23 protein-coding genes and 1 pseudogene are annotated in these 22,189 nt (G+C 50.7%); 23 read left to right on the plus strand and 1 reads right to left on the minus strand.

The annotated features are described in order from the left end of the window. Positions 1-270 precede the first annotated feature (270 nt). From EGM51_15340 to EGM51_15395, 12 genes are all read left to right on the plus strand, one after another. Entirely contained in the window at positions 271-909 is a 639-nt protein-coding gene (locus EGM51_15340; GenBank protein ID QBG48709.1) for a hypothetical protein, read from the plus strand. Positions 910-1,022: 113 nt separating this feature from the next. Then, complete coding sequence (gene nrdR / locus EGM51_15345; protein QBG48710.1) at positions 1,023-1,478, plus strand: transcriptional repressor NrdR; 456 nt, start codon at positions 1,023-1,025, stop codon at positions 1,476-1,478. Between the two features lie 41 nt (positions 1,479-1,519). Continuing rightward, positions 1,520-2,152, plus strand: coding sequence for a hypothetical protein (locus EGM51_15350; protein ID QBG48711.1), 633 nt, complete (start codon positions 1,520-1,522; stop codon positions 2,150-2,152). Between the two features lie 16 nt (positions 2,153-2,168). Beyond that, positions 2,169-3,824, plus strand: a complete 1,656-nt coding sequence (gene lnt / locus EGM51_15355; GenBank protein ID QBG48712.1) for an apolipoprotein N-acyltransferase — start codon at positions 2,169-2,171, stop codon at positions 3,822-3,824. A gap of 113 nt (positions 3,825-3,937) precedes the next feature. Then, positions 3,938-5,028, plus strand: a protein-coding gene (prfB, locus tag EGM51_15360) for a peptide chain release factor 2 (protein QBG49325.1) whose coding sequence is annotated in 2 segments (ribosomal slippage) — positions 3,938-4,487 and positions 4,487-5,028 — 1,092 coding nt in all. Because the reading frame shifts where the segments join, the coding sequence is not laid out codon by codon here. A gap of 23 nt (positions 5,029-5,051) precedes the next feature. After that, complete coding sequence (locus EGM51_15365; protein QBG48713.1) at positions 5,052-5,567, plus strand: hypothetical protein; 516 nt, start codon at positions 5,052-5,054, stop codon at positions 5,565-5,567. A gap of 1 nt (position 5,568) precedes the next feature. Then, complete coding sequence (gene trpC / locus EGM51_15370; protein QBG48714.1) at positions 5,569-6,348, plus strand: indole-3-glycerol phosphate synthase TrpC; 780 nt, start codon at positions 5,569-5,571, stop codon at positions 6,346-6,348. A gap of 69 nt (positions 6,349-6,417) precedes the next feature. Continuing rightward, positions 6,418-7,740, plus strand: coding sequence for a hypothetical protein (locus EGM51_15375; GenBank protein ID QBG48715.1), 1,323 nt, complete (start codon positions 6,418-6,420; stop codon positions 7,738-7,740). Beyond that, a complete protein-coding gene (locus tag EGM51_15380; GenBank protein QBG48716.1) occupies positions 7,737-8,702 on the plus strand; it encodes a hypothetical protein in 966 nt (321 codons plus the stop codon). Before EGM51_15375 ends, EGM51_15380 begins: the two co-directional genes overlap by 4 nt. Further along, positions 8,699-9,625 carry a hypothetical protein gene (locus EGM51_15385; GenBank protein QBG48717.1) on the plus strand — a complete coding sequence of 309 codons (927 nt, stop codon included), beginning with the start codon at positions 8,699-8,701 and terminating at the stop codon, positions 9,623-9,625. The genes EGM51_15380 and EGM51_15385 overlap by 4 nt, the downstream gene beginning before the upstream one ends. A 118-nt stretch (positions 9,626-9,743) precedes the next feature. Further along, entirely contained in the window at positions 9,744-11,924 is a 2,181-nt protein-coding gene (locus EGM51_15390) for a hypothetical protein (GenBank protein ID QBG48718.1), read from the plus strand. Positions 11,925-12,028: 104 nt separating this feature from the next. After that, the gene (locus EGM51_15395; protein QBG48719.1) at positions 12,029-12,640 is read left to right on the plus strand and encodes a 3'-5' exonuclease; all 612 of its coding nucleotides are present in this window, start codon (positions 12,029-12,031) and stop codon (positions 12,638-12,640) included. Here the strand turns inward: EGM51_15395 and EGM51_15400 are convergent. Continuing rightward, the gene (locus tag EGM51_15400; GenBank protein QBG49326.1) at positions 12,637-12,948 is read right to left on the minus strand and encodes an HNH endonuclease; all 312 of its coding nucleotides are present in this window, start codon (positions 12,946-12,948) and stop codon (positions 12,637-12,639) included. The genes EGM51_15395 and EGM51_15400 overlap by 4 nt on opposite strands. 171 nt (positions 12,949-13,119) lie before the next feature. On the opposite strand from EGM51_15400, the gene msrB reads away from it, so the two are divergent. The 11 genes and pseudogenes from msrB (at position 13,120) to EGM51_15455 (ending at position 22,179) form a co-directional block, all read left to right on the plus strand. Continuing rightward, on the plus strand, positions 13,120-13,587 hold the full coding sequence (gene msrB / locus EGM51_15405) for a peptide-methionine (R)-S-oxide reductase (protein QBG49327.1): 468 nt from the start codon (positions 13,120-13,122) through the stop codon (positions 13,585-13,587). Positions 13,588-13,667: 80 nt separating this feature from the next. Then, the gene (locus EGM51_15410) at positions 13,668-14,240 is read left to right on the plus strand and encodes a sigma-70 family RNA polymerase sigma factor (protein ID QBG48720.1); all 573 of its coding nucleotides are present in this window, start codon (positions 13,668-13,670) and stop codon (positions 14,238-14,240) included. Between the two features lies 1 nt (position 14,241). Then, positions 14,242-14,499 (plus strand): zf-HC2 domain-containing protein, encoded by a 258-nt coding sequence (locus EGM51_15415; protein QBG48721.1) that lies wholly within the window; start codon positions 14,242-14,244, stop codon positions 14,497-14,499. A 100-nt stretch (positions 14,500-14,599) separates the two neighbouring features. Beyond that, positions 14,600-15,328, plus strand: coding sequence for a DUF547 domain-containing protein (locus EGM51_15420; protein QBG48722.1), 729 nt, complete (start codon positions 14,600-14,602; stop codon positions 15,326-15,328). Beyond that, complete coding sequence (locus tag EGM51_15425) at positions 15,329-16,261, plus strand: radical SAM protein (protein ID QBG48723.1); 933 nt, start codon at positions 15,329-15,331, stop codon at positions 16,259-16,261. Positions 16,262-16,274: 13 nt separating this feature from the next. After that, positions 16,275-17,378: a methyltransferase domain-containing protein gene (locus EGM51_15430; GenBank protein QBG48724.1), complete on the plus strand. Its 1,104-nt coding sequence runs from the start codon at positions 16,275-16,277 to the stop codon at positions 17,376-17,378. After that, positions 17,278-17,511: pseudogene (locus tag EGM51_15435) on the plus strand (transposase). Before EGM51_15430 ends, EGM51_15435 begins: the two are co-directional and overlap by 101 nt. 125 nt (positions 17,512-17,636) lie before the next feature. Beyond that, entirely contained in the window at positions 17,637-18,548 is a 912-nt protein-coding gene (locus EGM51_15440; GenBank protein ID QBG49328.1) for an IS3 family transposase, read from the plus strand. Positions 18,549-18,732: 184 nt separating this feature from the next. Continuing rightward, positions 18,733-19,425, plus strand: coding sequence for a TVP38/TMEM64 family protein (locus EGM51_15445; GenBank protein ID QBG48725.1), 693 nt, complete (start codon positions 18,733-18,735; stop codon positions 19,423-19,425). Beyond that, entirely contained in the window at positions 19,418-20,944 is a 1,527-nt protein-coding gene (locus tag EGM51_15450) for a mercuric reductase (protein ID QBG48726.1), read from the plus strand. The genes EGM51_15445 and EGM51_15450 overlap by 8 nt, the downstream gene beginning before the upstream one ends. Next, the gene (locus EGM51_15455) at positions 20,941-22,179 is read left to right on the plus strand and encodes a DUF2064 domain-containing protein (GenBank protein QBG48727.1); all 1,239 of its coding nucleotides are present in this window, start codon (positions 20,941-20,943) and stop codon (positions 22,177-22,179) included. The genes EGM51_15450 and EGM51_15455 overlap by 4 nt, the downstream gene beginning before the upstream one ends. Positions 22,180-22,189: the final 10 nt, after the last annotated feature.

Raw genomic sequence — 22,189 nt, forward strand, 5'->3', positions numbered from 1 at the left:
CTGTCCGATAAAAACCGTTCGTACTGCGAGCGGTTTTTTTTGTCTGCATCCGGTGAGTTGAAGGGGAGATAAGAGCATCGGCTGAGTTGTCGTAACTCCAAGATCATCATGAGTTTTTATAGCTCAAACCGTTTGCATAAAATTAACATTGTGCTTATAAACGTTTTTCAGAAAGACGATCATTCAAGCATCTTTAATAGCGTGCAACTCGGACAAGGCACACAGGGATGGGGGTGGTTGTCAGTCAGGAGTAAAACTAAGGAGGCAACAATGGCAGCAAAGAAAAAAACAGCGAAGAAGAAGGCTGTGAAAAAGAAAGCGGTGAAAAAAGCCCCGGCAAAAAAGAAAGCCGCCAAGAAAGCACCGGCGAAAAAGAAGGCGGTGAAGAAAGCTCCGGTGAAAAAGAAAACCGCGAAGAAAACACCGGCAAAAAAGAAGGCGGTTAAAAAAGCCCCGGCTAAGAAAAAAGCTGCCAAGAAGGCTCCGGCCAGGAAAAAAGCCACGAAGAAAAAGGCGACTAAAAAGAAGGTCGTGAAAAAGGCGCCGGCGAAGAAGAAAGCCGCTAAGAAAAAAGTGATTAAAAAAGCACCGGCGAAAAAGAAGGCGGCCAAAAAGAAAGCGGTGAAGAAGGCTCCCGCTAAGAAAAAAGCTCCGGCGAAGAAGAAAGCCGCTAAGAAAAAAGCGGCCGGGAAGGCACCGGCCAAGAAAACAGCCACGAAGAAAAAGGCGACGAAAAAGAAAGTTGTGAAGAAGGCGCCGGCGAAGAAGAAAGCCACTAAGAAAAAAGCGGTGAAGAAAGCTCCGGCGAAAAAGAAAGCGGTGAAAAAGGCGCCGGCAAAGAAAGCTCCGGCGAAAAAGAAAGCGGTGAAAAAGGCGCCGGCAAAGAAGAAAGCCACCCGCCGAAAATAAAGTACAGTATAGAGCTGAGGTTAAAAACGCCCTGCATTCGCGGGGCGTTTTTTATTGTTCGTATTCAGGCTTTAGGTCTATCTTCTGCCCAAATTAGCGAAGGGGTATGCTCCATGAGATGTCCGAAATGTGAAGGTCGTGAAAACCGCGTGATTGACAGCCGGGAAGTGCGTAATGGCGATGCCATTCGACGGCGGCGGGTCTGTGTGGGGTGCGGTCATCGCTTCACAACCTATGAAGAAATTCAGCGTGCACAGCTTCAGGTGACCAAACGGGATGGACGTCGGGAGGAGCTCAGCCGGGATAAACTGGTGAAGAGTCTGAACATCGCCTGTCGTAAACGGCACATCAGTGTTGAGCAGATTGAGCGTGTCGCCGATGCGATTATTATGGAGGCTGAATCCGAATTTGAAAAAGAGATTCCTTCCATCATGCTCGGCAAGAAGGTGATGACTGCACTCGAGAAAATTGATGAAGTGGCTTACATCCGCTATGCCTCGGTTTACCGTCGGTTCCGGGATGCAGGACAGTTTATGAACGAGGTTGAGCGCCTCATTGGACGCGAATGAGGTCCGCCGCTTTCCAGACATTGGATCTGCAGGATGCCTGGATGGCACATCTGCAGGAGATTTTCCGGTTCCTTGAAATTCCGAGCGGTCCTCTGGCGGATAATGTGGCGGCGAGTGTTGCGATGTATTGCCGGCAGTTTCATCCGCAGGGCTTGCAGCGGGAGGATCTGGTGCTGCTGATTGCGCGCGCCTTTTCTGCGATCAATGACCGTCATATTGCAAAGCGGGCGCTGACTTCGATGAAGCCGCACAGCCGGCATGTTGAGCGGTGGCTTGATATTCTTTCCGAGCTGGATCACTTCCCGCAGCTGCTGCCGTATTTCTCTTTAGGGGTGATCCGTCCGGCCGACTGGGCAGGGGCACAGCTTGACCGGATGTGGACACTGGATTTTTCGCTGCTGAAACTGAGTGATGCCGAGAAGCATGAGATGATGCTGTATAAAACCATCCGTGCGATTGTGGACCATATGTATGTATTCTGGGATGCCACATCCGGTGAGGGGGTGCTTGGTCTGAAAGGGCTGGATTCATTCAATATAGAACCGGATCGCAAATTGAAGCAGACGCTTACACAGCGGCATGACCTGCTCGAGTATATCGCCGATCTGTTCGCCCGGCAGAAAACCGGGCGTGACTGGAAAGCGATACCTGCGCTGCTGAATCTTGATTTATAACAACCACGGATTTTCGATGATTGGATCGTTTAAACAACTTGATGCAAAGCGGCGTGAGCGCGAAGCCGGAAAGCCGGGGATTAACCTGGAGCATCCGCTACTGAAGTCGCCGATTCTGCCATACGTTGGAAGTATTCTTTCGGGCATTTTTCTGGCGCTGGGATTTCCGGGTTTCGGGAACGCAACGCTGATGTTTGTTGCGCTGGTTCCGCTGATGTTTGCGGTGCATTCGGCTTCGGTGAAGCGTGCTGCGGGGCTATCGCTGCTGTCGGGGTTTGTCTTTTTTACCATGTCGCTCTGGTGGCTGACGAATCTGACAGCCCGTGTGGAGGGAACGGGACTGAAGATCAGTGCGGTTCTCGGATTTGCGGTGCTGGCACTGTACTGTGCAATTTACTTTATTCCGTTTGGCATTGCTGTTGCGCTGGGTACGCGGAAATGGGTGGGCAATGTGCTGTGGAAAAATGTCCGGTTCATGTTTGCGGTTTCGCTGGTCTGGGTCGGTTCGGAGTATCTGCGCGGCATTCTGTTTACCGGTTTTCCGTGGAACCCGCTCGGCGTTTCGCAATATGCCAACGCCACGCTGATTCAGGTGGCGGAGTGGGGCGGGGTTTCCATTGTTTCGGCCTACATTGTTTTTATGAACGCCGGCGCGTTTATTACTTTCCGTCAGTATACGCATGGCAGCCGGGCGAAAATATACAAACCGCACTTTGAACTGATGATCGGTCTTGTTCCGATTGCACTTTCCGTTGCGCAGGGCATGAATACGCTGATGAACCGTCAGCCCCGGCATGAAAATGTTACTGTGGCGCTGGTTCAGCCGAATATTGAACAGCAGGCGAAATGGGATTCGGCCATGGAGCCGGAAATTAAAAAGCGTCTTTCCGAGCTTACTGCTACAGCATCGCGGCTGGGGGAAGTGGATCTGATTATCTGGCCGGAGACTGCGCTGCCGCAGACAGTTAATCTGAGTGTCGGAAACCGCGACCGGCTTTCGTTTGCTGCCGGAGAGGGGATCCCGCTTCTGATCGGAGCGAATTCCTATCAGGACGGAAAGTATTTCAACAGTTCCATTCTGTTCGACAGTAAAGGTGAATATGCCGGGCACTACGACAAACAGCATCTGGTGCCGTTCGGGGAATATGTGCCGTTTCCGGGGTTGATGCGGAAGTTCACGCCGATTGAAATCGATTTCGGCCACGGGGCGGGAAGCAGCGTGATTCCGTTGCAGGGCAAAGCTTCGTTTTCTCCGCTCATCTGTTTTGAGGATATTGTCGCTCCGCTTTCACGCAACGCTGTACTGGCTGGTGCGCGCTGGCTGGTGAACCAGACGAACGACGGCTGGTTCGATCCGTCGGCGCAGTCGGAACAGCATCTTGCTCATGCGGTTTTCCGCTGTGTGGAAAACCGTGTTCCCATGGCGCGCTGCACCAATACCGGTGTGAGCGGAATCATTGACGCGTACGGGGTGGTTGACCGTCAGCTTAAACCCATGAGCGAAGGTTTTACGGCGGGCCTGCTTTATCCGCGGCCGATCGGTCAGGAAAAAACGTTCTACACTCGCAAGGGCAATGTGGTCGGTAAAACGGGGCTGATCGGCGGCATCGGCGTACTTGTCATTCTGCGCGGCGGTATTCGTATAAAGCGGCGGAAAAATGAAGCTGAATAAGAGCCGGTTCTTTTTGATGCGCCGGTGTGTTTTCCGAACTTTTCTTTATTGGGAGGTTTAGAACCGGGAGCGGTTCGGCTATATTTATGAGTTCCAACGATTGGAAGAATTTTATGCAGGATGAACTGAAAACTAAAATTGCGGCCTTTCGGGAACAGCTGTCCGAAATGGAGGGCTATCTGGAAATTGCCGCTAAACGTGAAGAGCTGGCAAAACTGGAGGCGGTGGCGGCGGAGCCGGATTTCTGGAATGACCAGCAGAAGGCGCAGAAAAATATTGCGGCCACAAAGTCGCTGAAAATGGTGCTTGATCCGTTTGATACGATCAGTGCCGGTTTGGATGATGCCGAGATCATGCTGGAGCTGGCGGAGGCCGGTGAAGCGGAGGCGGTTGAGGAGGCGGCGACAGAGCTCGAAAAGGTGGAGAGCGGTTTCCAGTCTCTGGAAATGCAGTCGCTGCTCGGCAATGAGTTTGATGGAAACAGTGCCTATCTCACACTGCATGCCGGTGCGGGCGGCACGGAGAGCTGTGACTGGGCGGATATGCTTTACCGCATGTTTACGCGGTATGCGGAGAAAAAGGATTTCAAGGTTCAGGTTCTTGATTATCAGTCGGGCGAAGAGGCGGGTATTAAAAGTGTGTCGCTGCTGATTCAGGGGCGTATGCCTACGGCCTGCTGAAGTCGGAGCGCGGGGTGCATCGTCTGGTGCGCATCAGCCCGTTCGATTCGCAGTCGCGCCGTCACACATCGTTTGTTGCGGCGGATGTTACGCCGGAGATTGATGATGATATCGATATTGAAATTGTGGAATCCGATCTGCGTATTGATACCTACCGGGCGCAGGGTGCCGGCGGGCAGCATGTGAATACAACGGATTCGGCGGTGCGGATTGTGCATCTGCCGACCGGCGTGGTGGTGCAGTGTCAGGCGGAACGGTCGCAGCATAAAAATAAAGCCGCGGCGATGAAGATGCTGAAAGCGCGTCTTTATGAACGGGAACAGGACCTGAAACGTCAGGCCGTGGATCAGCTTTATGGCGATAAAGGCGAGATTGCCTGGGGTTCGCAGATCCGGTCGTATGTGATGCAGCCATACACGATGGTGAAAGACCATCGCACCGATGTGCAGGTGGGGAATGTGCAGGGTGTGCTCGACGGAAATATTGATCCTTTTATTGAAGCCTATTTGAAAAAGAACCGGTAAGCCGTTTACTTAGGAGTGTTGTGATGATCAGAAAAACAGTTATTGCTGTGATGTTCGTATGTTTTGGTCTGACGGCCTTTGCTGAAAAAGACCTTCCCGAGATCAAAGTGAGAGATCTGGAGCTGGAAGGGCTGATGGTCAAAAACGGACCGCTGTCGTTGATTGCGACCTTTGATGTAAGAAAAGAGGCCATCGTTGATGATCTTGTATTTGATTTTTATCTGTGGCTTGAGCCCCGCAATGATGATTATCCTGCCCAGTATTTCCATTGCCGAACGGTGCACCGCTTTCTAGAGGAGCAAAGCAATTATATCAGTGCAGTTGAGCTGAATGCAATGGCACTGAAAATCATCAGTCCACGCAGGAGTAAATATGCGCTGGTCGTCAGTTATAAAGGCGAAGAGGTGGCTGTTGAAAATTCCGAAAACGAAAAGCGTTGGTGGGAAGAGCCTTCGATGGGGACTCCTATTGAAAACATGTTGAGTCGCAGTTCAACGGCACCCATTGTCCGGATATGGGAGAGCGCAGGAAATCAGTAGTATGAATATTCTCGAACAGATCTGTGCGGATAAGCGTATTGAGATTGAAGAGCGGAAAAAGGTTCAGCCTTTGGAAGAACTGCAGGCAAAACTTTCTGCGCTTGGCAACTGTCCGGATTTTACAGCGTCGTTGCGGTCAATGCCGATGGGGCTGATTGCGGAAGTAAAGCGTAAATCGCCTTCGGCGGGGCTGATTCGCGAACCGTTCAGTCCATCTGAAATTGCAAAAGGGTATGAAGTGAACGGGGCGAGTGCGGTTTCGTGCCTGATGGATCATAAATATTTCGGCGGCGGAGACTCGGATTTTTCCGAGGTCCGGAATGCGATTGAACTTCCGATGCTCTATAAAGAGTTCGTAGTGGATTCCTGGCAGATTACGCATGCCCGAGCCATGGGGGCGTCGGCTGTGCTGCTGATTGTCGGGGCGTTGAACGACGCCGAGTTGAGGGGTTTCATCGGAGAGATCCGCACACTGGGACTTCAGCCGCTGGTGGAGGTGCATGATCGCGAGGAAATGCTGCGTGCGATTGATGCGGGGGCCGACTGTATCGGGATCAATAACCGGAATCTCAAGACCTTTGTGACTACGTTGGAGACGACCTTTGAGCTGGCGGCGATGGCCCCGGAAGGCTGTACGCTGGTGAGCGAGAGTGGCATCAAAACACCGGAAGATGTGGTTGAGCTGAAGGCGGCCGGGGCGCATGCCATTCTGGTGGGCGAAAGTCTCCTGCGCGCAGCGGATCCGGGGAAAGCCGCGGCGGACCTGCTGAGCCTGATTTAGTTTCTTTTTTCTTTTTTATATCTGCCTTTGATTGCAGGATTTCCAATTACGGAACGAAGGATTGGAATCGTGAAGGCAGACCGGATACTCACTCTCGATATTGGTACGGACGGCATTCGTATGGCCGTGGTGGCCGATGGGGCAACGGGTTCGCCGCGTATACTGGATTCCGGGTTCGCCGCTTTTGATGCATCGTTGTCGCTGCCCAGAGAGGCCGTTACGGCAATAACGCTGAAACAATTGCTGGATGAAAAGAAGCCGGCGGTTAAAAACGCGGTACTTTCGGTTGAGGGACAGGCGGTTTTTTCGCGGCTGGTGAAACTTCCGAAGGTTGGAGCAGAGCGGGTACAACAGACGATTCGGCATGAGGCGGTGCAGAACATACCGTTTCCGATTGATGAGGTTGTGTGGGATGCGCATGTGGTCGGTCCGGATCCGGACGAACCGGAAGTGCTGCTGGTGGCTGTGAAGTCGGATCTGGTTGACGGTCTGGTGCATGCTGTGAAGGCGAACGGACTTTCTATTGAGCGGATAACTGCGGCACCGGTTGCGCTGGCGAATCTGGCTTATGTATTCTGCAGAGCATCCGAGGGGGTGTTGCTGGTCGATGCGGAAGAAGAGTCCACCAATCTGATTTTTGTTGATGACCGGCGTGTATTTTTTCGGTCACTGCCGATTCCGGAATCCGATGAAGTGCGCAGGCAGCAGGAGATAGAACGCTCTATTTCATTTTATACCGGCCAGCAGGGCGGTCGGGTGCCGGCACAGATTGTTGAAGGGATTCCGGGAATCGACAGGGGTTTTGCTGTATGCGTCGGGCTGGCCTGTGCCCCCGTGGTCGGGATTGAGCTGGTACCGGCGGCTTTGGCGAATGAACGCGGGCTGAGACAGCGTTTTCCACTGTGGCTGGCGTCGGCGGTAGTGCTGATGCTGATTCTCGGGGTATGGATTTTTGCGTTGGGACGGCGTGCTGATCAGATCCGTCTGGACGCGGAATCAATGGCAGCGACAGTTTCCGGTCTACAGAATTTTGAACGGCAGCTTAAGCCTATGGAAGCGGAGATTGACGTTTTGCGAGAACAGGCGGCCGAATACCGGCGTGTGGCCGAGTCGCGAACGCAATGGATTGAAATGCTGGCGGAGATGAACCGGCTGCTGCCTGAGGGGATGTTTCTGAGGGAGAGTGAACCGATTGAAGGCGGCATGCGGATTTCGGTGGTGAGTTATCTGGATAAAGAGACACCCGGGCAGGATTCGGTCAAACTGTTGCGGGATGCTTTGCGGGCGAGTCCGTTGTTCGGTGCAGAGACAAAGGTGCAAAGCCGTCCGTCGAAAAAGGAATTTGCACGTGGTTTTGTGCTGGATGTCTATTTTGAGGGGGACCGGTCGTGAGTCTGCGGACAAATAAACTGTTGATGACCGTCGGGGGAATCTGTTGTGTGATTCTAGTGGTGGAAGTTGTGCTGCTGGTGATACAGGGTGTTCGGTTGTCCGCAGCACGGAAGGGTTATGCAGCGCTTTGCAGAAGCCGTGAACGGCTGGTACAGCGTGATCCTTATCCTTCGGCCGGGAATGTGAGGCGGGTTGAAGAGCATCTGGATGATCTTTCATATTACATTGGGGAGCTGGCCGGAGAACTGAATGGAGATCCGTTTCCGGCGGAGGCGATAGAGGCGGCGGAGTTTTCGGCGCGGACGCAGGGGGTGATTGAGCGTTTTCGGAAAAAGGCGGTACAGGCCGGCGTAGAATTACCCGAAAAGTTTGAGGTGGGGTTCAGTCGCTATGCAAGTGGCGGTGCTGTACCTGAAATGGATTATGTACTGCGTCTGACGCGGCAGCTCTATTCGGTTGAACGGGTGGCGGATGTTCTGGTGCAAAGCGGGGTGCATTCCATTACGGCGATGACGCGTGATGTTTTTGAGGTGGCTGACCCGGATACTCCTCGCCGTCGCCGGTCGCGGAACCTTCCTGCAGCGAGAAAGCTGACACAGGAATCTGCGGCTTCCTGGACGGGACCCGGCGGATTGTATTATGTGGAGCAGATCCGTGTAACTTTTACCGCGGATGAGAAGGGCGTCTGGCGGGTTTTGCAGGGCTTTTCCCGGGCACCGCATTTTATGCGGATTTCGGCGTTTGGACACCGGACGCTCACGGATATTATGCAATACAGTCCGACTGCCGTGAAACGGGGTGGAGAAAGTGATGATGAGGCACTGAAATATCTTGCTGAAGGGATTCTTTCCGGAGAAAACGCGTTATCACGTCCGGAGCGGATTATTGCAGGGAATGATCGGGTAGCGGTTGAGCTGGCGGTTGATGTTTATCATTTTAATCCGGAAGGGATGGATGAATGAATACGCCACAGCGGAAAAAGCGTAATATTGATTTGTTGTTGCTGGTTGTTTTGCTGGTTGTGCTGCTGCTTTCATGTATTTTTGCATTCAGGCAGGGTCCGGTCGAAATTCCTGAGGTAGTTGAGCGGGAGGCGGTATTGTTAAAATTCAAGTCCCCGGAAATCAGAGAGGCCGTAATGGATGGTGTCCGGGATCTGTTCACCGGGCCGCTGCGGGTTGTTGCTGTGGGGAGTGCGTATCCGATTCCGTATGAGGCGGCGATCTGCCCTTTTTCCGGGTTCCCGCAACCCGGGCTGGATCAACTGGACCGTGATGGCGACGGTATGACCGATGACTGGGAGATGGAGTTCGGGCTGGATCGGTATAATAAGGCCGATGCCGGGGCTGATGCAGACGGTGACGGCTTTTCGAATCTGGAGGAATTTCGGGCTTCAACCGATCCGCTTCACGCGGAATTACACCCTCCTTATGCAGAAAAATTACGCTTTGTTGAACGAAAAGAGATTGTTTTCCCTCTTGTTTTTCAAGGCTACATGGAGCGCTCGGACGGGAAGATGATGTTTCAACTGAATAATCCGAACACCGGAAAAACTCATTTTGCAGCAGTTGGCGAGGCTGTGGAAGGCGTTGTTTTACAACGATTTAAAATTGATGAGAACGGTCGCGATCACCGACTTTATGTGATGCGTGGCGGTGTTGAAATAGAATTGCTGCGAGGTGAAATTGCGTTGGATCCAGAAAGTACAGCTGAGTTGATTAATATACTTGATCACACCCCGATAATAGTTACTATGGGCACGTTATTATCTTTGCATAATGATAAGTATACCGTTCTTGGTGTGCATGCGGACAGGGTAGTCCTGAAAGATGTTGCATCGGGAAAAGTGTACGACATTGTCGGTTTTGCCGATGGAGATCAGTAATGGTTTCCGGAGGAAATGTTATAGGGTGACTGTTTGTTGGTAAATGCTCTCCGTGGACCCTGGTGAACTTGCGGGTAAAGTGGCATTTGTATGTATGAGAAGTAGAGGGGAAGGAAAAATGAATAAAACCTATATCTCGTCTCTATTGGTTGCGTTGGTAGCAACACAATCAATCCGAGCCCAGGAAAGCCTGGATGACGTATTCGCGCAGTTGGACGCGGCTCAGGGAGGGACTGAGCAGGCTGCACCCGCAACACAAGCACCTGCGGTAGCTCCGGCACCTGCGGCCGCTCCGGCAACAGCTACTGTTGAAACTGCACCGCCTGCAACGGTTCAATCTGCACCAGTTGCGGTTCCGGCACCGGAAGCAAATTCGGCAGAAGAAGATCTGTTCACGAAAGGTATGAACGCTTACAAAGCGGGCGATCTGGTACTGGCAGAAGCGATCTTCGAGCGTGTGCTGGACGAAGATCCTTATGATCGTCGTGCCATGGAATACCTCAAGCGAACTGCACAGAAGATTTCTGCGAATGAGCGGGCTCTTCAGCGTGCAACCCGTGCACAGGCTCTGTCTGATGTGGAGGAAGCGTGGAATCCGGATGTGAAAATTCCGAAAGTGGGTATTCCGGATGAAGGAGATTCGGATCAGGATCCCAAAGCAGCAGCTATTGCTGCAATGACTGCAAAACTGGAACAGATCACGATTCCCAGTCTTGATTTCCGTGAAGCGAATATCAAAGACGTAGTTCTTTTCCTCACTGAAACTGCACGTCGTCAGGATCCGGCAAAACAGGGTGTAAATATTCTCCTGATGGGCATGGAGGATTCTATGATGGCTGATGCGAATAACATCACCATTTCCATCCGTGACATGAGTTTACTGGAATCTTTGCAGTACATCGTGGAAATGGCATCGCTGAAGTTTGATGTCCGGGAGAAAGCGGTAGCCATTATGCCGGTAAACTTTGTTCCTGCTGAAGATCTCAAACTGGTTATCTATGATGTCATTCCTGAAGTAGGTGCTGAGCTTGAATCCATGGCCGGTGGCGGCGGTGGTGGCGTGGATGATCTCTTCGGGGATGCATCCGCAGCAGAATCCACTGGTCCTACTGATGTGGCTGAATTTTTCTCTATCGTTAATTGGCCGGAAGGTTCTTCCGCAGTCTATCAGCCGAACTTCCACAAGCTGTTTGTTAAGAATACGCCGAAAAATCTGGAAGCCGTTGAAGAAATCCTCAACGACCTCGAAGACGAAGCGATTAACAAACGTTCGCAGCAGGTTTCCATCGAAGCCAAATTTGTTGAATACAACGAAGGCGCGCTGGAAGAACTTGGCTTTAACTGGACGCTCTATGACGACGGTACTTTTGCCGGTCTCAGCTTTGCTGACGACAGCAATCAGACCTTCTACCAGCCGGGACAGGGGCTGACGTCCTCTACGACCCTGCCGGGAGGCGGTACCCTCTACAGTGATCCGACTACAGGATACACTGCAATCAACAGCACTACTGGTGTCGGACAGAGTCTGTTCGGTTCCAATCAGCGCAATAACAGCACGGCTTTTGAAGTTATGCAGTCCGGTATTCTGTCTACCATGGGTGGTGCTCCGGCTGAAATGATTCTGAGTAACACTTCCAGTTTCCCGTTCGACCTCGCGATCACCGCGATGGAACAGGAAGGTACAGCTGACGTACTGAATGCGCCGAAAGTGACCACTAAATCCGGTAATCCGGCGGTTATTCGTGTCGTTGAAGTTCACCGTTATCCGCAGGACTACGATGTGGAAACCGGTCAGCGTACTGCTCCGGTTGTAAAACCGCAGGACTGGGAAGAGTACGACCTGGGTGTTGTTCTCAGTGTCACTCCCGTTGTTGATGCGGAAGCCAATACCATCGACCTTGATCTTCAGCCGGAAATCAAAGAGTTTGTTGGTTATGACAGCTACATTGCCGGTTATAACTCCTATGAATCCGGGGATAGCAATACCAGTGAAATCTATGGTAACAGCGCTCCGTTGCTGATTGAGATGCCCTACTTTGAAACCCGTGCGATTGAAACACAGGTTACTGTTGCTGATGGTCAGACCATCGTTATGGGCGGTCTTGTAAGCGAGCAGACGGATACCTTCCGCGATCAGGTTCCGTTCCTGGGTGATATCCCGTATATTGGACGTCTGTTCCGTTCAGAAGGTTCCCGTACCTCCAAGAAAAATCTCATCATCTCTGTTAAAGCTACGATGGTTGACGATAAAGGTATGACTCGCGAACAGCGTGAACTGGCCCGTCAGGCTGCTAACTAATCAGTGGTTCTGATGAACTGAAAGACCCGCCCGGTTTTCCTGGGCGGGTTTTTTGTTGTCCTTTTGCATCGAAAATTTGAGTATGATCCTTTAAGGGTATAACCATGAAATTTGTTGCATTTGATTTGGAAACAACGGGGACGAAGCCTACTGAGGATATGATTGTTGAAGTAGGTGCGGTAATGTTCGATGGGAATCGGGCTGTGAAAGGTTATGGTGCTCTTGTGGATCCGGGGATTCCGATTCCTGCGGAAGCTTCTGCGGTGAACGGGATTACGGATGACATGCTCAAGGGGAAACCGAAGATCGTTGATGTGTTGAAGGAGTTTGCCGAGTTTTGCGGGGATCTTCCTCTGGTGGCGCACAATGCGCCGTTCGATTATAAATTTCTTCTGGAAGATGTGAAGCTGCACAAGTCAGTGGCTCCCGGCGGTGTTGTTCTTGATACGCTTCCGCTGGCCCGCAAAGTCTTTCCCGGGCTTCCAAATTATAAACTATGGACGCTTACCCGTCATTTTAATTTTCCAAGCGGAACCTTCCACCGTGCGGAAGAGGACAGTTCGTATTGCGGTCTTCTTTTTGCAAAAATTGTGGAAACGCTGGAAATGCGTGGCGAACCTTGTGGAGAATCGGATCTGGTTAAGCTGATGGGAAACAAGGAGGAAATGCGGTTTCCGGAATTCAAAGCTGAGGTTGATCAGCTCGATCTCTTTTAGGGACTGTCCGGGTTTTCCTGTTCGAGTTCGCGCATGATGAGCTCGGCCGGTGTCAAATATTTTTTGTTGTTATTACATTCTTTGCAACATACAACGCAGTTGCTTTTGGTGCTTTTGCCACCGCGAACTACGGGAAGAATATGATCCATGGTCAATTCGTCCGGATCAAAATGTCCGCCGCAATAATGACAGCTACCGCTTGCAAGCTGCTGTTTCCACCAGGCACTTTTCCGTAGCTCTTTGGCCCGGGCCCTTTCACGTTTTACGTGAGCAGGGTCCTTTTTAATATCTATCCAGTCATCGTTCATCATATTTCCGATCACTGAAAACTAGTTATGTAGGGCCTTTGTTTCAATCCAAAGCTTCCTCTGTTTTGAAAAGTGGATTAGATTGCAATTGAACAGAAAGCAGACTCTTTTGGTCTTTTATGGCGGAGGCGCATCATGAACATTCAAAATATTCTGTTGTTCGTAATCGGAATGACGGTGACTGCCTGTGCGGAAAAGGAGGTATCGGCCGTGAAAACAGATCCTGATAAAGTGGTAAAAACCGAGGCTGAATGGAAGGCTCAGCTTGATGAAATGCAGTATTATGTGACCCGTCAGAAGGGGACGGAGCGTGCGTTTACCGGAGAATACTGGAATCATAAAGAGTTTGGTGTTTATTCCTGTGTCTGTTGCGGTACGGACCTTTTTCTGTCGGACACTAAATTTGATTCCGGCTGTGGCTGGCCCAGTTATTTTAAACCGGTTAACGATAAAGTGATCACAGAACACCGTGATACATCGCACGGCATGGTTCGGACCGAGGTGGTCTGTTCCAAGTGCGATGCCCATCTGGGTCATGTTTTTCCTGACGGTCCGCCGCCGACCGGTCTTCGTTATTGCATTAATTCGGCTTCGATCCGTTTCCGGGCGGCTGAAACTTCCGGAAAATCAGAAGAATAGATCGCTGTTTCAGTCGGAATTTCCGGATCTTTCTGATCCGGCTATTCCGTGGTTTTTATGTAAACATTGTGTGAGGTAAGATGTCTGACTCCAAGTTGGAGCTATCGGAGGCCTGGGTGGATGAGCATGGAGATGCTCTGTTCAGCTATGCTTTAAGCCGGCTTCAAAACCGTGCTTCGGCTGAGGATGCGGTGCAGGAAACGTTTTTGGCGGCCATACGCATACAGGATCAATTCTCTGGTAAATCTTCGATTCGGACCTGGCTTATCGGGATTCTGAAGCATAAAATTGTGGACCTCATCCGCAAAGAGAATCGAGAGCAACCTTTGGATGATACAGAATCTATAGAGGTGGCGACTGAACTTTTTTTTGATCGTAAAGGGCGGTGGCGGGTTAAACCCCCTGAATGGAACTCCCATCCTGGCCGGTTGTTAGAACAGAAAGAGTTTATGGCGGTGTTACACCAGTGCCTGATGCATTTGCCCGGCCGGCTTCACCGGCTGTTTGTTTTACGGGAACTTGAATGCATGGATTCGGAAGAAATCTGTAAGGATATGGGCATAACTTCGACCAACCTATGGGTCATGCTTTACCGCGCCCGCATGCAATTGCGGGATTGTCTGACCCGGAACTGGTTTGAAGAGAGGAGCTGACATGCTCTCGTGCAAAGAAGTATCCAGACTGATATCTGAGTCACTGGACCGCAAACTGCCGTTCCGGCAGCGTATCGGTGTGCGGATGCATCTGATGATGTGTTCGCTGTGCCGAAGGTACAGGGCGCAGGCTGTATATCTCCGGTATCTGTTTACTCATATCGCTGGAGATGACAGGAAGGGAACATTTCCGGAGGAGCGGCTTTCTGAGCCGGCGCGTGAACGCATTAAACAGATACTCCGAAACAACCGGAATTAGATTTCTGTGGTAAAGTTATCTTTTTTTGTAAGGCCGGGTGCGTTGAAACGACTACGGATTGCCGGGGGCAGTAATTCCGGCCAAACAAAAAAGGATAGGTATGAAAATCACGGTTGTTTTATGGATGCTGGCTGGAAGCTGGTTTATTCCCGCAGTTCATGCATTTGATCATACGTATGAATCGTATAATCAGATGCTAACGGATTATGTGGAAGCGGGTTCTGTACATTATGCAGGGCTGAAAGCCGATCCGGAGTTGCTGCAGGATGTGCTGGAGAAAATGGGGCATGTGAAAAAGACAGAATTCAATCAATGGAGCATGAAGCATCAACTCGCTTATCTGATTAATCTCTACAATGTATCAACACTGCAGCTGGTGACTCTGCATTATCCGGTTAAATCCATTAAGGATATCGGTAGCTTTTTTAAAGGACCATGGGATCAAAAGATTGTGCCGTTATTCGGTGAAATGATCACACTTAATACCCTGGAGCATAAAATTATCCGCCGTTGGTATAGAGAACCCCGCGTACACATGGCGCTGGTCTGTGCGGCCAGGGGGTGCCCGCCGCTTCGTTCCGAAGCTTATACCGCTGTATTGCTGGATGCGCAGCTGGATGATCAAAGCCGTACGTATCTTTCTTCACCGGAGGGATTGGTGATCGATCGTGTGCAGGGTGTGGTTTATCTCTCGGCTATTTTCAAATGGTACGGGGACGATTTCGAATCCGTTGAAGGTTTTGTTGAGCAGTATGGGCGGCATGCCTTAACAAATCTAAAAATCACCTATATCGATTATGACTGGTCGCTGAACAAACAGGAGGATTGAATGGAACCAGTAAATGATGTCGTTATCCATCGGGATTTCAGCCGCTGGAACGTTACTCCGACCGGCGAACCGCGCGGCTATATTCAGCCGAAAGTGCTTGATGAGCTCTGGTTCCACACCGGGACGATCTGCAACCTGAGCTGTCCGTTCTGCCTTGAAGGTTCGAAACCGGGAGATAATCGACTTAATCCAATAACGTTGGATGATGTGAAACCATTTATTGACGAAGCGCTGAGTATGGGCGTGGAGCAGTTTTCTTTCACCGGGGGAGAGCCGTTCATTATTCCGGAAATTATTGAGATCCTCGATTATGCGCTCAATTTTAAACCCTGCTTGGTGTTGACGAATGCTACGGAACCACTGGTCAATCGCCTGGGTCGGCTTATTTCTTTGACGACGAAACCGCATCCGCTCAGTCTGCGCGTCAGCCTGGATTATCCTGATCCGGAAAAACATGATGCCGGGCGCGGACGCGGCAATTTCAATTTGGCGCTTAAAACCATGAAGCAGGTTCACCGGTTCGGATTCAGGATATCTATTGCGCGTCAGCGTTCAGAAAATGAAAACGTCGAAGCTGTTAATCAGGCCTACCGTCCCTTCTTTGAGAAAGCCGGTCTCCCGGCAGATACCCATATTGTGGTTTTCCCCGAATTTCATGAACCGGGCTCTCATCCTGGCGTTCCGCATATTACGGAATCGTGCATGACAACCTATAAAACGGCTGCAGAGCGTGACCGGTTTATGTGCAGTTTCAGTAAAATGGTGGTAAAGCAGGCCGGGCGTATGCGTGTTTATGCCTGCACGTTGGTTGATGACGACGAGGATTATGATCTTGGCGGCAGTCTGTCGGAAGCGATGCAGGTTCGAGTGATGCTCAAGCACCACCGTTGTTATACCTGCTTTGCCGCCGGTGCTTCTTGCAGTGAATTATAGAAAGGGAATACCGATGAATGGAATTGCCAAAACAGATAAGCATGATGAAGTCAGCCGTTACTATGGAAAAACGCTGCAACATTCAGATGATCTTAAAACGAATGCCTGTTGTACAATTCAAGCATATCCTGACTATATCCAGACTCCGCTTAGTATGATTCATGAAGAGGTAAGCGCCAAATATTATGGCTGTGGTCTGACACTTCCTTTCGAGCTGGAGAATTGTCGTATTCTCGATTTGGGTTCCGGTTCCGGCCGAGACTGCTTTATTGCGTCGTACCTCACTGGTCCGGAAGGTTATGTCGTAGGCATCGATATGACAGATGAGCAACTGGAAGTGGCCAATCGTCACATTGATTATCAGATGAATCGATTCGGTTACGATCATCCGAATGTGGAATTTCGTAAAGGATTGATTGAGAAACTGGATGAGGCCGGACTGGAGGACGAGTCCTTCGATATTGTGATTTCAAATTGTGTGATCAATCTCTGTCCTGATAAAGAAGCGGCCCTGCGTGAGATTTACCGCGTACTTAAGCCCGGTGGTGAATTCTATTTCTCTGATGTCTATGCGGACCGCCGTATTCCGCCGAATCTGAGCGATGATCCAGTACTTTACGGGGAATGTCTCAGTGGTGCGTTGTATGAGCACGATTTCATCCGTCTTGCTCGACGGCAAGGTTTCAACGATCCGCGTGAAGTGACTCGTGATCCAATTCGCATCGAAAACAACCATATCCAAGATCGGGTAGGCCATATTCGTTTCGGTTCCATTACCTATCGACTCTTCAAACTCTCCGAGTTGGAGGACGCTTGCGAGAACTATGGGCAGGCGGTTCGCTACAACGGAACGCTGCTTTATTCACCAGATATTTTTGAGCTGGATGCCAGGAATCGCTTTGAAAAAGGCCGGATGTACCAAGTCTGTGGGAACACCTTCAACATGCTGGTGTTTTGCCTCAGATGGAATTGGACAAAACCTTCGTTCAAGTTAGATAGTACGAATGGAGGACAGAATGCCAAAGAGAAGACACTTCACGGCCGAACAGAAGGCCGACATTGTTATGAGTCACCTGGTCGACCAGGTGCCGGTTTCCGATATCTGTGTAAAGCATGATATTCAGCCGAATATGTTTTACCGATGGCAGGCCGAATTCAGAGCGAATGCCTCTGCCGCCTTCGAGAAAACGGACACGCGTAAACAGAAGGCCCGGCGAAGACAGACCGAGCAGCTCGAAGTGCAATTGCAGAAGAAAGACAGCATTATTGCCTATGTGACAACAGAGCTGATGAAATCAAAAAAAAAGAATGGGGAGATTTAAAAGGTTGGGTGGAGCCGGATCTGCGGGATCGAATTATTGATGACGTATTTGAAATCCGGGAACAGACCGGGCTGGCCCTGAGCTGGCTTCTTGCTAAAGCATCTCTTGGTAAAAGCCGGTTTTATGACTGGCGTAAACGATACGGAAAACTCAATGAGCACAATGGTAAAATACCTCGGGACAACTGGTTGCTGGCGAATGAAACCGAAAAGATTGTTAACTGGTATAAAGAGCATCCGTTTGATGGATATCGCAGGTGCTGCTATATGATGATGGATGCGGATGTTGTTGCGGTCAGTCCGGCCACGGTGTACAGAGTCCTTTCAAAAGCAGGGATGCTGAACAATCGGAACGTACGCCCGTCCAGGAAGGGAACCGGCTTCACTCAGCCATTAAAAGCCCATGCTCATTGGCATATTGATATTTCCTACATCAACTGTGGCGGCACCTTTTATTATCTGTGCACGGTACTCGATGGATTCAGCCGGTTGATCGTTCACTATGAGCTCAAGGAACAGATGAAAGAGGCCGACGTAGAGCTGATTCTTCAGCGTGCGAGAGAAAAATATCCTGATGCGGCTCCGAGAATTATAAGTGATAACGGCCCGCAGTTCATCGCCCGGGATTTCAAGGAGTTTATTCGTCTGACAGGCATGACGCATGTGAGAACCAGCCCGTATTATCCGCAGAGCAACGGTAAGCTTGAGCGTTATCATAAAAGTCTGAAAACCGAATGCATTCGTCCCAGAAGTGCAGAAACTCAGGATGAAGCTCGTCGGAATATTGATGAATATGTTACCTATTACAACACGATCCGCTTACACAGTTCGCTTGGATTTATCACACCCGGGCAAATGCTGGATGGGAAGCAGAAAGAAATATTTGAAGAGCGGGAAATGAAGTTATCGAAAGCCCGGGAAGAGCGCCGAATAAAGCGGAGCAAAATCCGGGAGTTAACCAACTAAAATCGAACCGAGGTTTTTCCAATTCCCGGTGAACCATTACACTGGCAAAGACACGCTTTGCCAAACACTTTGATTATTTTGGTGACGGATCGGTTCATCTGGGTCGTATGGCTGACTGCGCACAGGAAGCAGTGTCCGATTGTACTTCTGATGCGCATTGCAGTTGCTGAAAGACGGGTAAATTATGAAGTGGATTAAGCCTCTAATGGGCATTATGGCAATTATCGCGATATTGTTTCTGGGCGCAAAATATTCAGGTTTGCAACAATGGTTGGCAGATGCTCTGGCATGGACCGGGGAACTGGGTCCAGTGGGCATGGGCATTTTCCTGCTGCTCTATATAACAGCCTGTGTCTTCTTTATTCCCGGTTCATTACTGACACTGGGTGCTGGTGCTATTTACGGCCTTGCAGTGGGATCGGTTTTAGTTTCGGTTTCATCAACACTGGGGGCAACAGCGGCCTTTTTGATCGGGCGCTATTTTGCACGCGACTGGATTGTCAGAAAAATTGAAGGGAATCGACGGTTCACTGCGATTGATGATGCGGTGGCAGAAGAGGGGTGGCGCATTGTCGGGCTTACCCGGTTGTCGCCGGTGTTTTCGTTCAACTTGTTGAATTATGCCTATGGCCTAACGCGGGTTTCTTTGCGCGAGTATGTATTGGCCTCCTGGATTGGTATGATGCCCGGAACTGTGATGTATGTGTATATCGGTTCATTGGCCGGTGATCTTGCAGGCCTTGGTGCGGAAACCGCAGAAGCCCCTTCGGGGGTTCAATGGGCAATCAATCTTGTGGCCTTTCTGGCTACCATACTCGTTACGGTTTATGTCACGAAAATTGCGAAAAAGAGTCTGTCGGAGAAAATTGATGCGTGAAGAATGGAATATTCAGCCCGAACCAAAGGATCAGTATAATAAACGTTTGATTGAAAATGTGCATCCGCTGAACTGGCGGAATCCGGTTCCGGACGGGATCTATAATCTTGTTGTGGTCGGTGCCGGTACAGCTGGACTGATTTCGGCCATCGGCACTGCTGGTCTTGGCGGGAAGGTGGCTTTGATTGAGCGGCACCTGATGGGCGGTGATTGCCTTAATATCGGCTGTGTGCCTTCTAAAGCATTGATTGCACCTTCGCACCTTGCCGCAAAAATGCGTCGGGCTGCGGAGTTTGGTTTGACAGCTTCTGAAGTTTCTGAGGGTGATTTCCCGAAGGTGATGGAGCGCCTCCGTAAAATTCGCGCTGAGATCAGTGTCAACGATTCTGCGCAGCGCTATTCCGGTAAAGGCGTCGATCTGTTTTTCGGCGAAGGGAAATTTACCGGGCGCAATACCATTGAGGTCAATGGGCAAACGCTTACCTTCAGGAAAGCGGTCATTGCCACCGGTGCCCGTGCACGGCATCCTGAAATTGTTGGTTTAGATGACGCTGGATTTTTGACCAACGAAACCGTTTTTAATCTGACAGAACGGCCGGAGCACCTGATCGTAATTGGCGGAGGACCGATTGGCTGTGAGCTGGCACAGGCCTTTCGTCGTCTGGGATCGCAGGTGACAATCATTGAAAAATCGCGGTTTCTGCCGCGCGAGGATCCCGAGGCATCAGCTATTCTGGCGGAATCGTTCCGCCGGGATGGTATAGAAGTCCTGCCGGACTCGGAGGTGACCGGCGTTTCACAAGAAGGTGGAAATAAAAGAATACATCTCATCCGGAACGGAACAGCATCGACGTTGGAAGGAGATCAGATTTTAATCGGAGCTGGACGGGTTCCGAATGTTAAAAATCTTGGGCTGGAAAAAGCCGGTATTGCGTTTGATGAACGTGTCGGGATAAAAGTAAACGATTATTTACGCACAACCAATCCGCGGGTATTTGCGGCGGGCGACTGCTGTATGTCGTGGAAATTCACCCATGCTGCTGATGTTGCTGCACAAATGGTGATTCAGAATGCACTCTTCGGCGGGCGGAAAAAATGGTCCGATGTCAACATGGTCTGGTGCACGTATACCGATCCTGAAATTGCTCATGTTGGAATGTACGAACACGAAGCTGAAAAGAAGGGAATTAAAACCGGTTCGTATAAATTCGAAATGGCAGAAAATGATCGTGCGCAGGCAGAAGGTGAGACGGTCGGGTTTGTGAAGGTCGTCGTAAAAAAAGGAACCGATAAAATTCTGGGAGCGACTATTGTGGCCGCACATGCGGGCGAAATGATCAGCGAAATATCGGTTGCGATGGCTGCCGGAATGGGCCTTGGAAAAATTGGCCGCGTTATCCATCCTTATCCGACACAGTCGGAAGCAATCAAGCGGGTCGCCGGTCTCTACAATCAGACCCGTCTAACCCCGACCCTTACAAAATTGATGCGGGTATGGTTCAGGTTTGCGCGGCGATGAATCTTCGGCTGATTATTTTCACCCGGTTTCCAGTACCCGGAAAAACAAAGACACGGCTGATTTCTTCCATTGGAAAAGATGCGGCGGCAGTGCTGCAACGTGAAATGACGGAGCACACGGTTCGGCAGGCCCGTAAAACCGGTGTTGAGATTGAAATTCGTTATACCGGGGGAACGGTGGAGCAGATGCGCCATTGGCTGGGTGCTGACCTGATCTATACGGAGCAGGGCGAAGGGGATTTGGGTGAGCGGATGCAACGTGCCTGTGAAGATGCTTTTAGCGAAGGGTTGAGCAAGGCAGTTATCGTTGGTTCAGACTGTCCTTTCAATGACGGAAAGAATCTAAACGATGCATTCCGCTCATTGGAAAGCCATGAACTGGTCATTGGACCGGCAAATGATGGGGGCTATTATCTGATCGGGTTGGATCGGGCAGTTGCGATGACGCCGCTGTTTAAAAACATTGAGTGGGGCGGGGAATATGTTTTTGCGCAAACCATGAGGGCTGCGTCCGGGTTGTCAGTCTATCAGCTTCCAAAACGGAACGATGTGGATCGCGTTGAAGATATTCCTCCGAAGATTTCCGTTATCGTTCCGACGCTGAACGAAGAGGCCCATCTTTCTCCAACCCTGGAAAAAGTTCGTGAAGGGTTCGGTGTGGAAATCATTGTGGTGGACGGCGGCAGTTCGGATGGTACGCGGTCGATTTTTCCGAATACGATCGAATGTAAGAGCGGACGGGCCGCACAGCAGAATTTTGGGGCGGAAAAAGCTTCCGGTGATATCCTGTTATTTCTGCATGCCGATACGATTCTCCCCGACGCATGGGACCGGCTGGTGCGGGAAACTCTGGCGGATGCATCGGTTGCAGTCGGAGCGTTCCGTTTTAAAGTCAGGGAAACTTTTCCTGGACAGAAATTTATTGAAGATACGGCAAACTGGCGCTCTGTAAAGGGCGGACTTCCCTTCGGTGATCAGGGGTTGTTTCTGCGAAAAGAGACCTTTGAAGCGGTTGGCGGATTCCCGGATATGCCCATTATGGAGGACTATGCTTTTGTACGCAGCCTTCGTCATGTCGGAGCGGTTGTCACCCGTCCGGAGGCAGCGATCACCTCCGGTCGGCGCTGGCAGCAGCATGGAGTTTTAAAAGTAACTCTGGTCAATAAGCTGATGATCCTTGGTTATCGGCTGGGCATTTCTCCAGAACGGCTGGCGCGGTTTTATCGAGGCAGATAAAAGGGGCGAT

It is taken from the genome of Verrucomicrobia bacterium S94 (genome assembly GCA_004299845.1).
Classification (GTDB): domain Bacteria; phylum Verrucomicrobiota; class Kiritimatiellia; order Kiritimatiellales; family Pontiellaceae; genus Pontiella.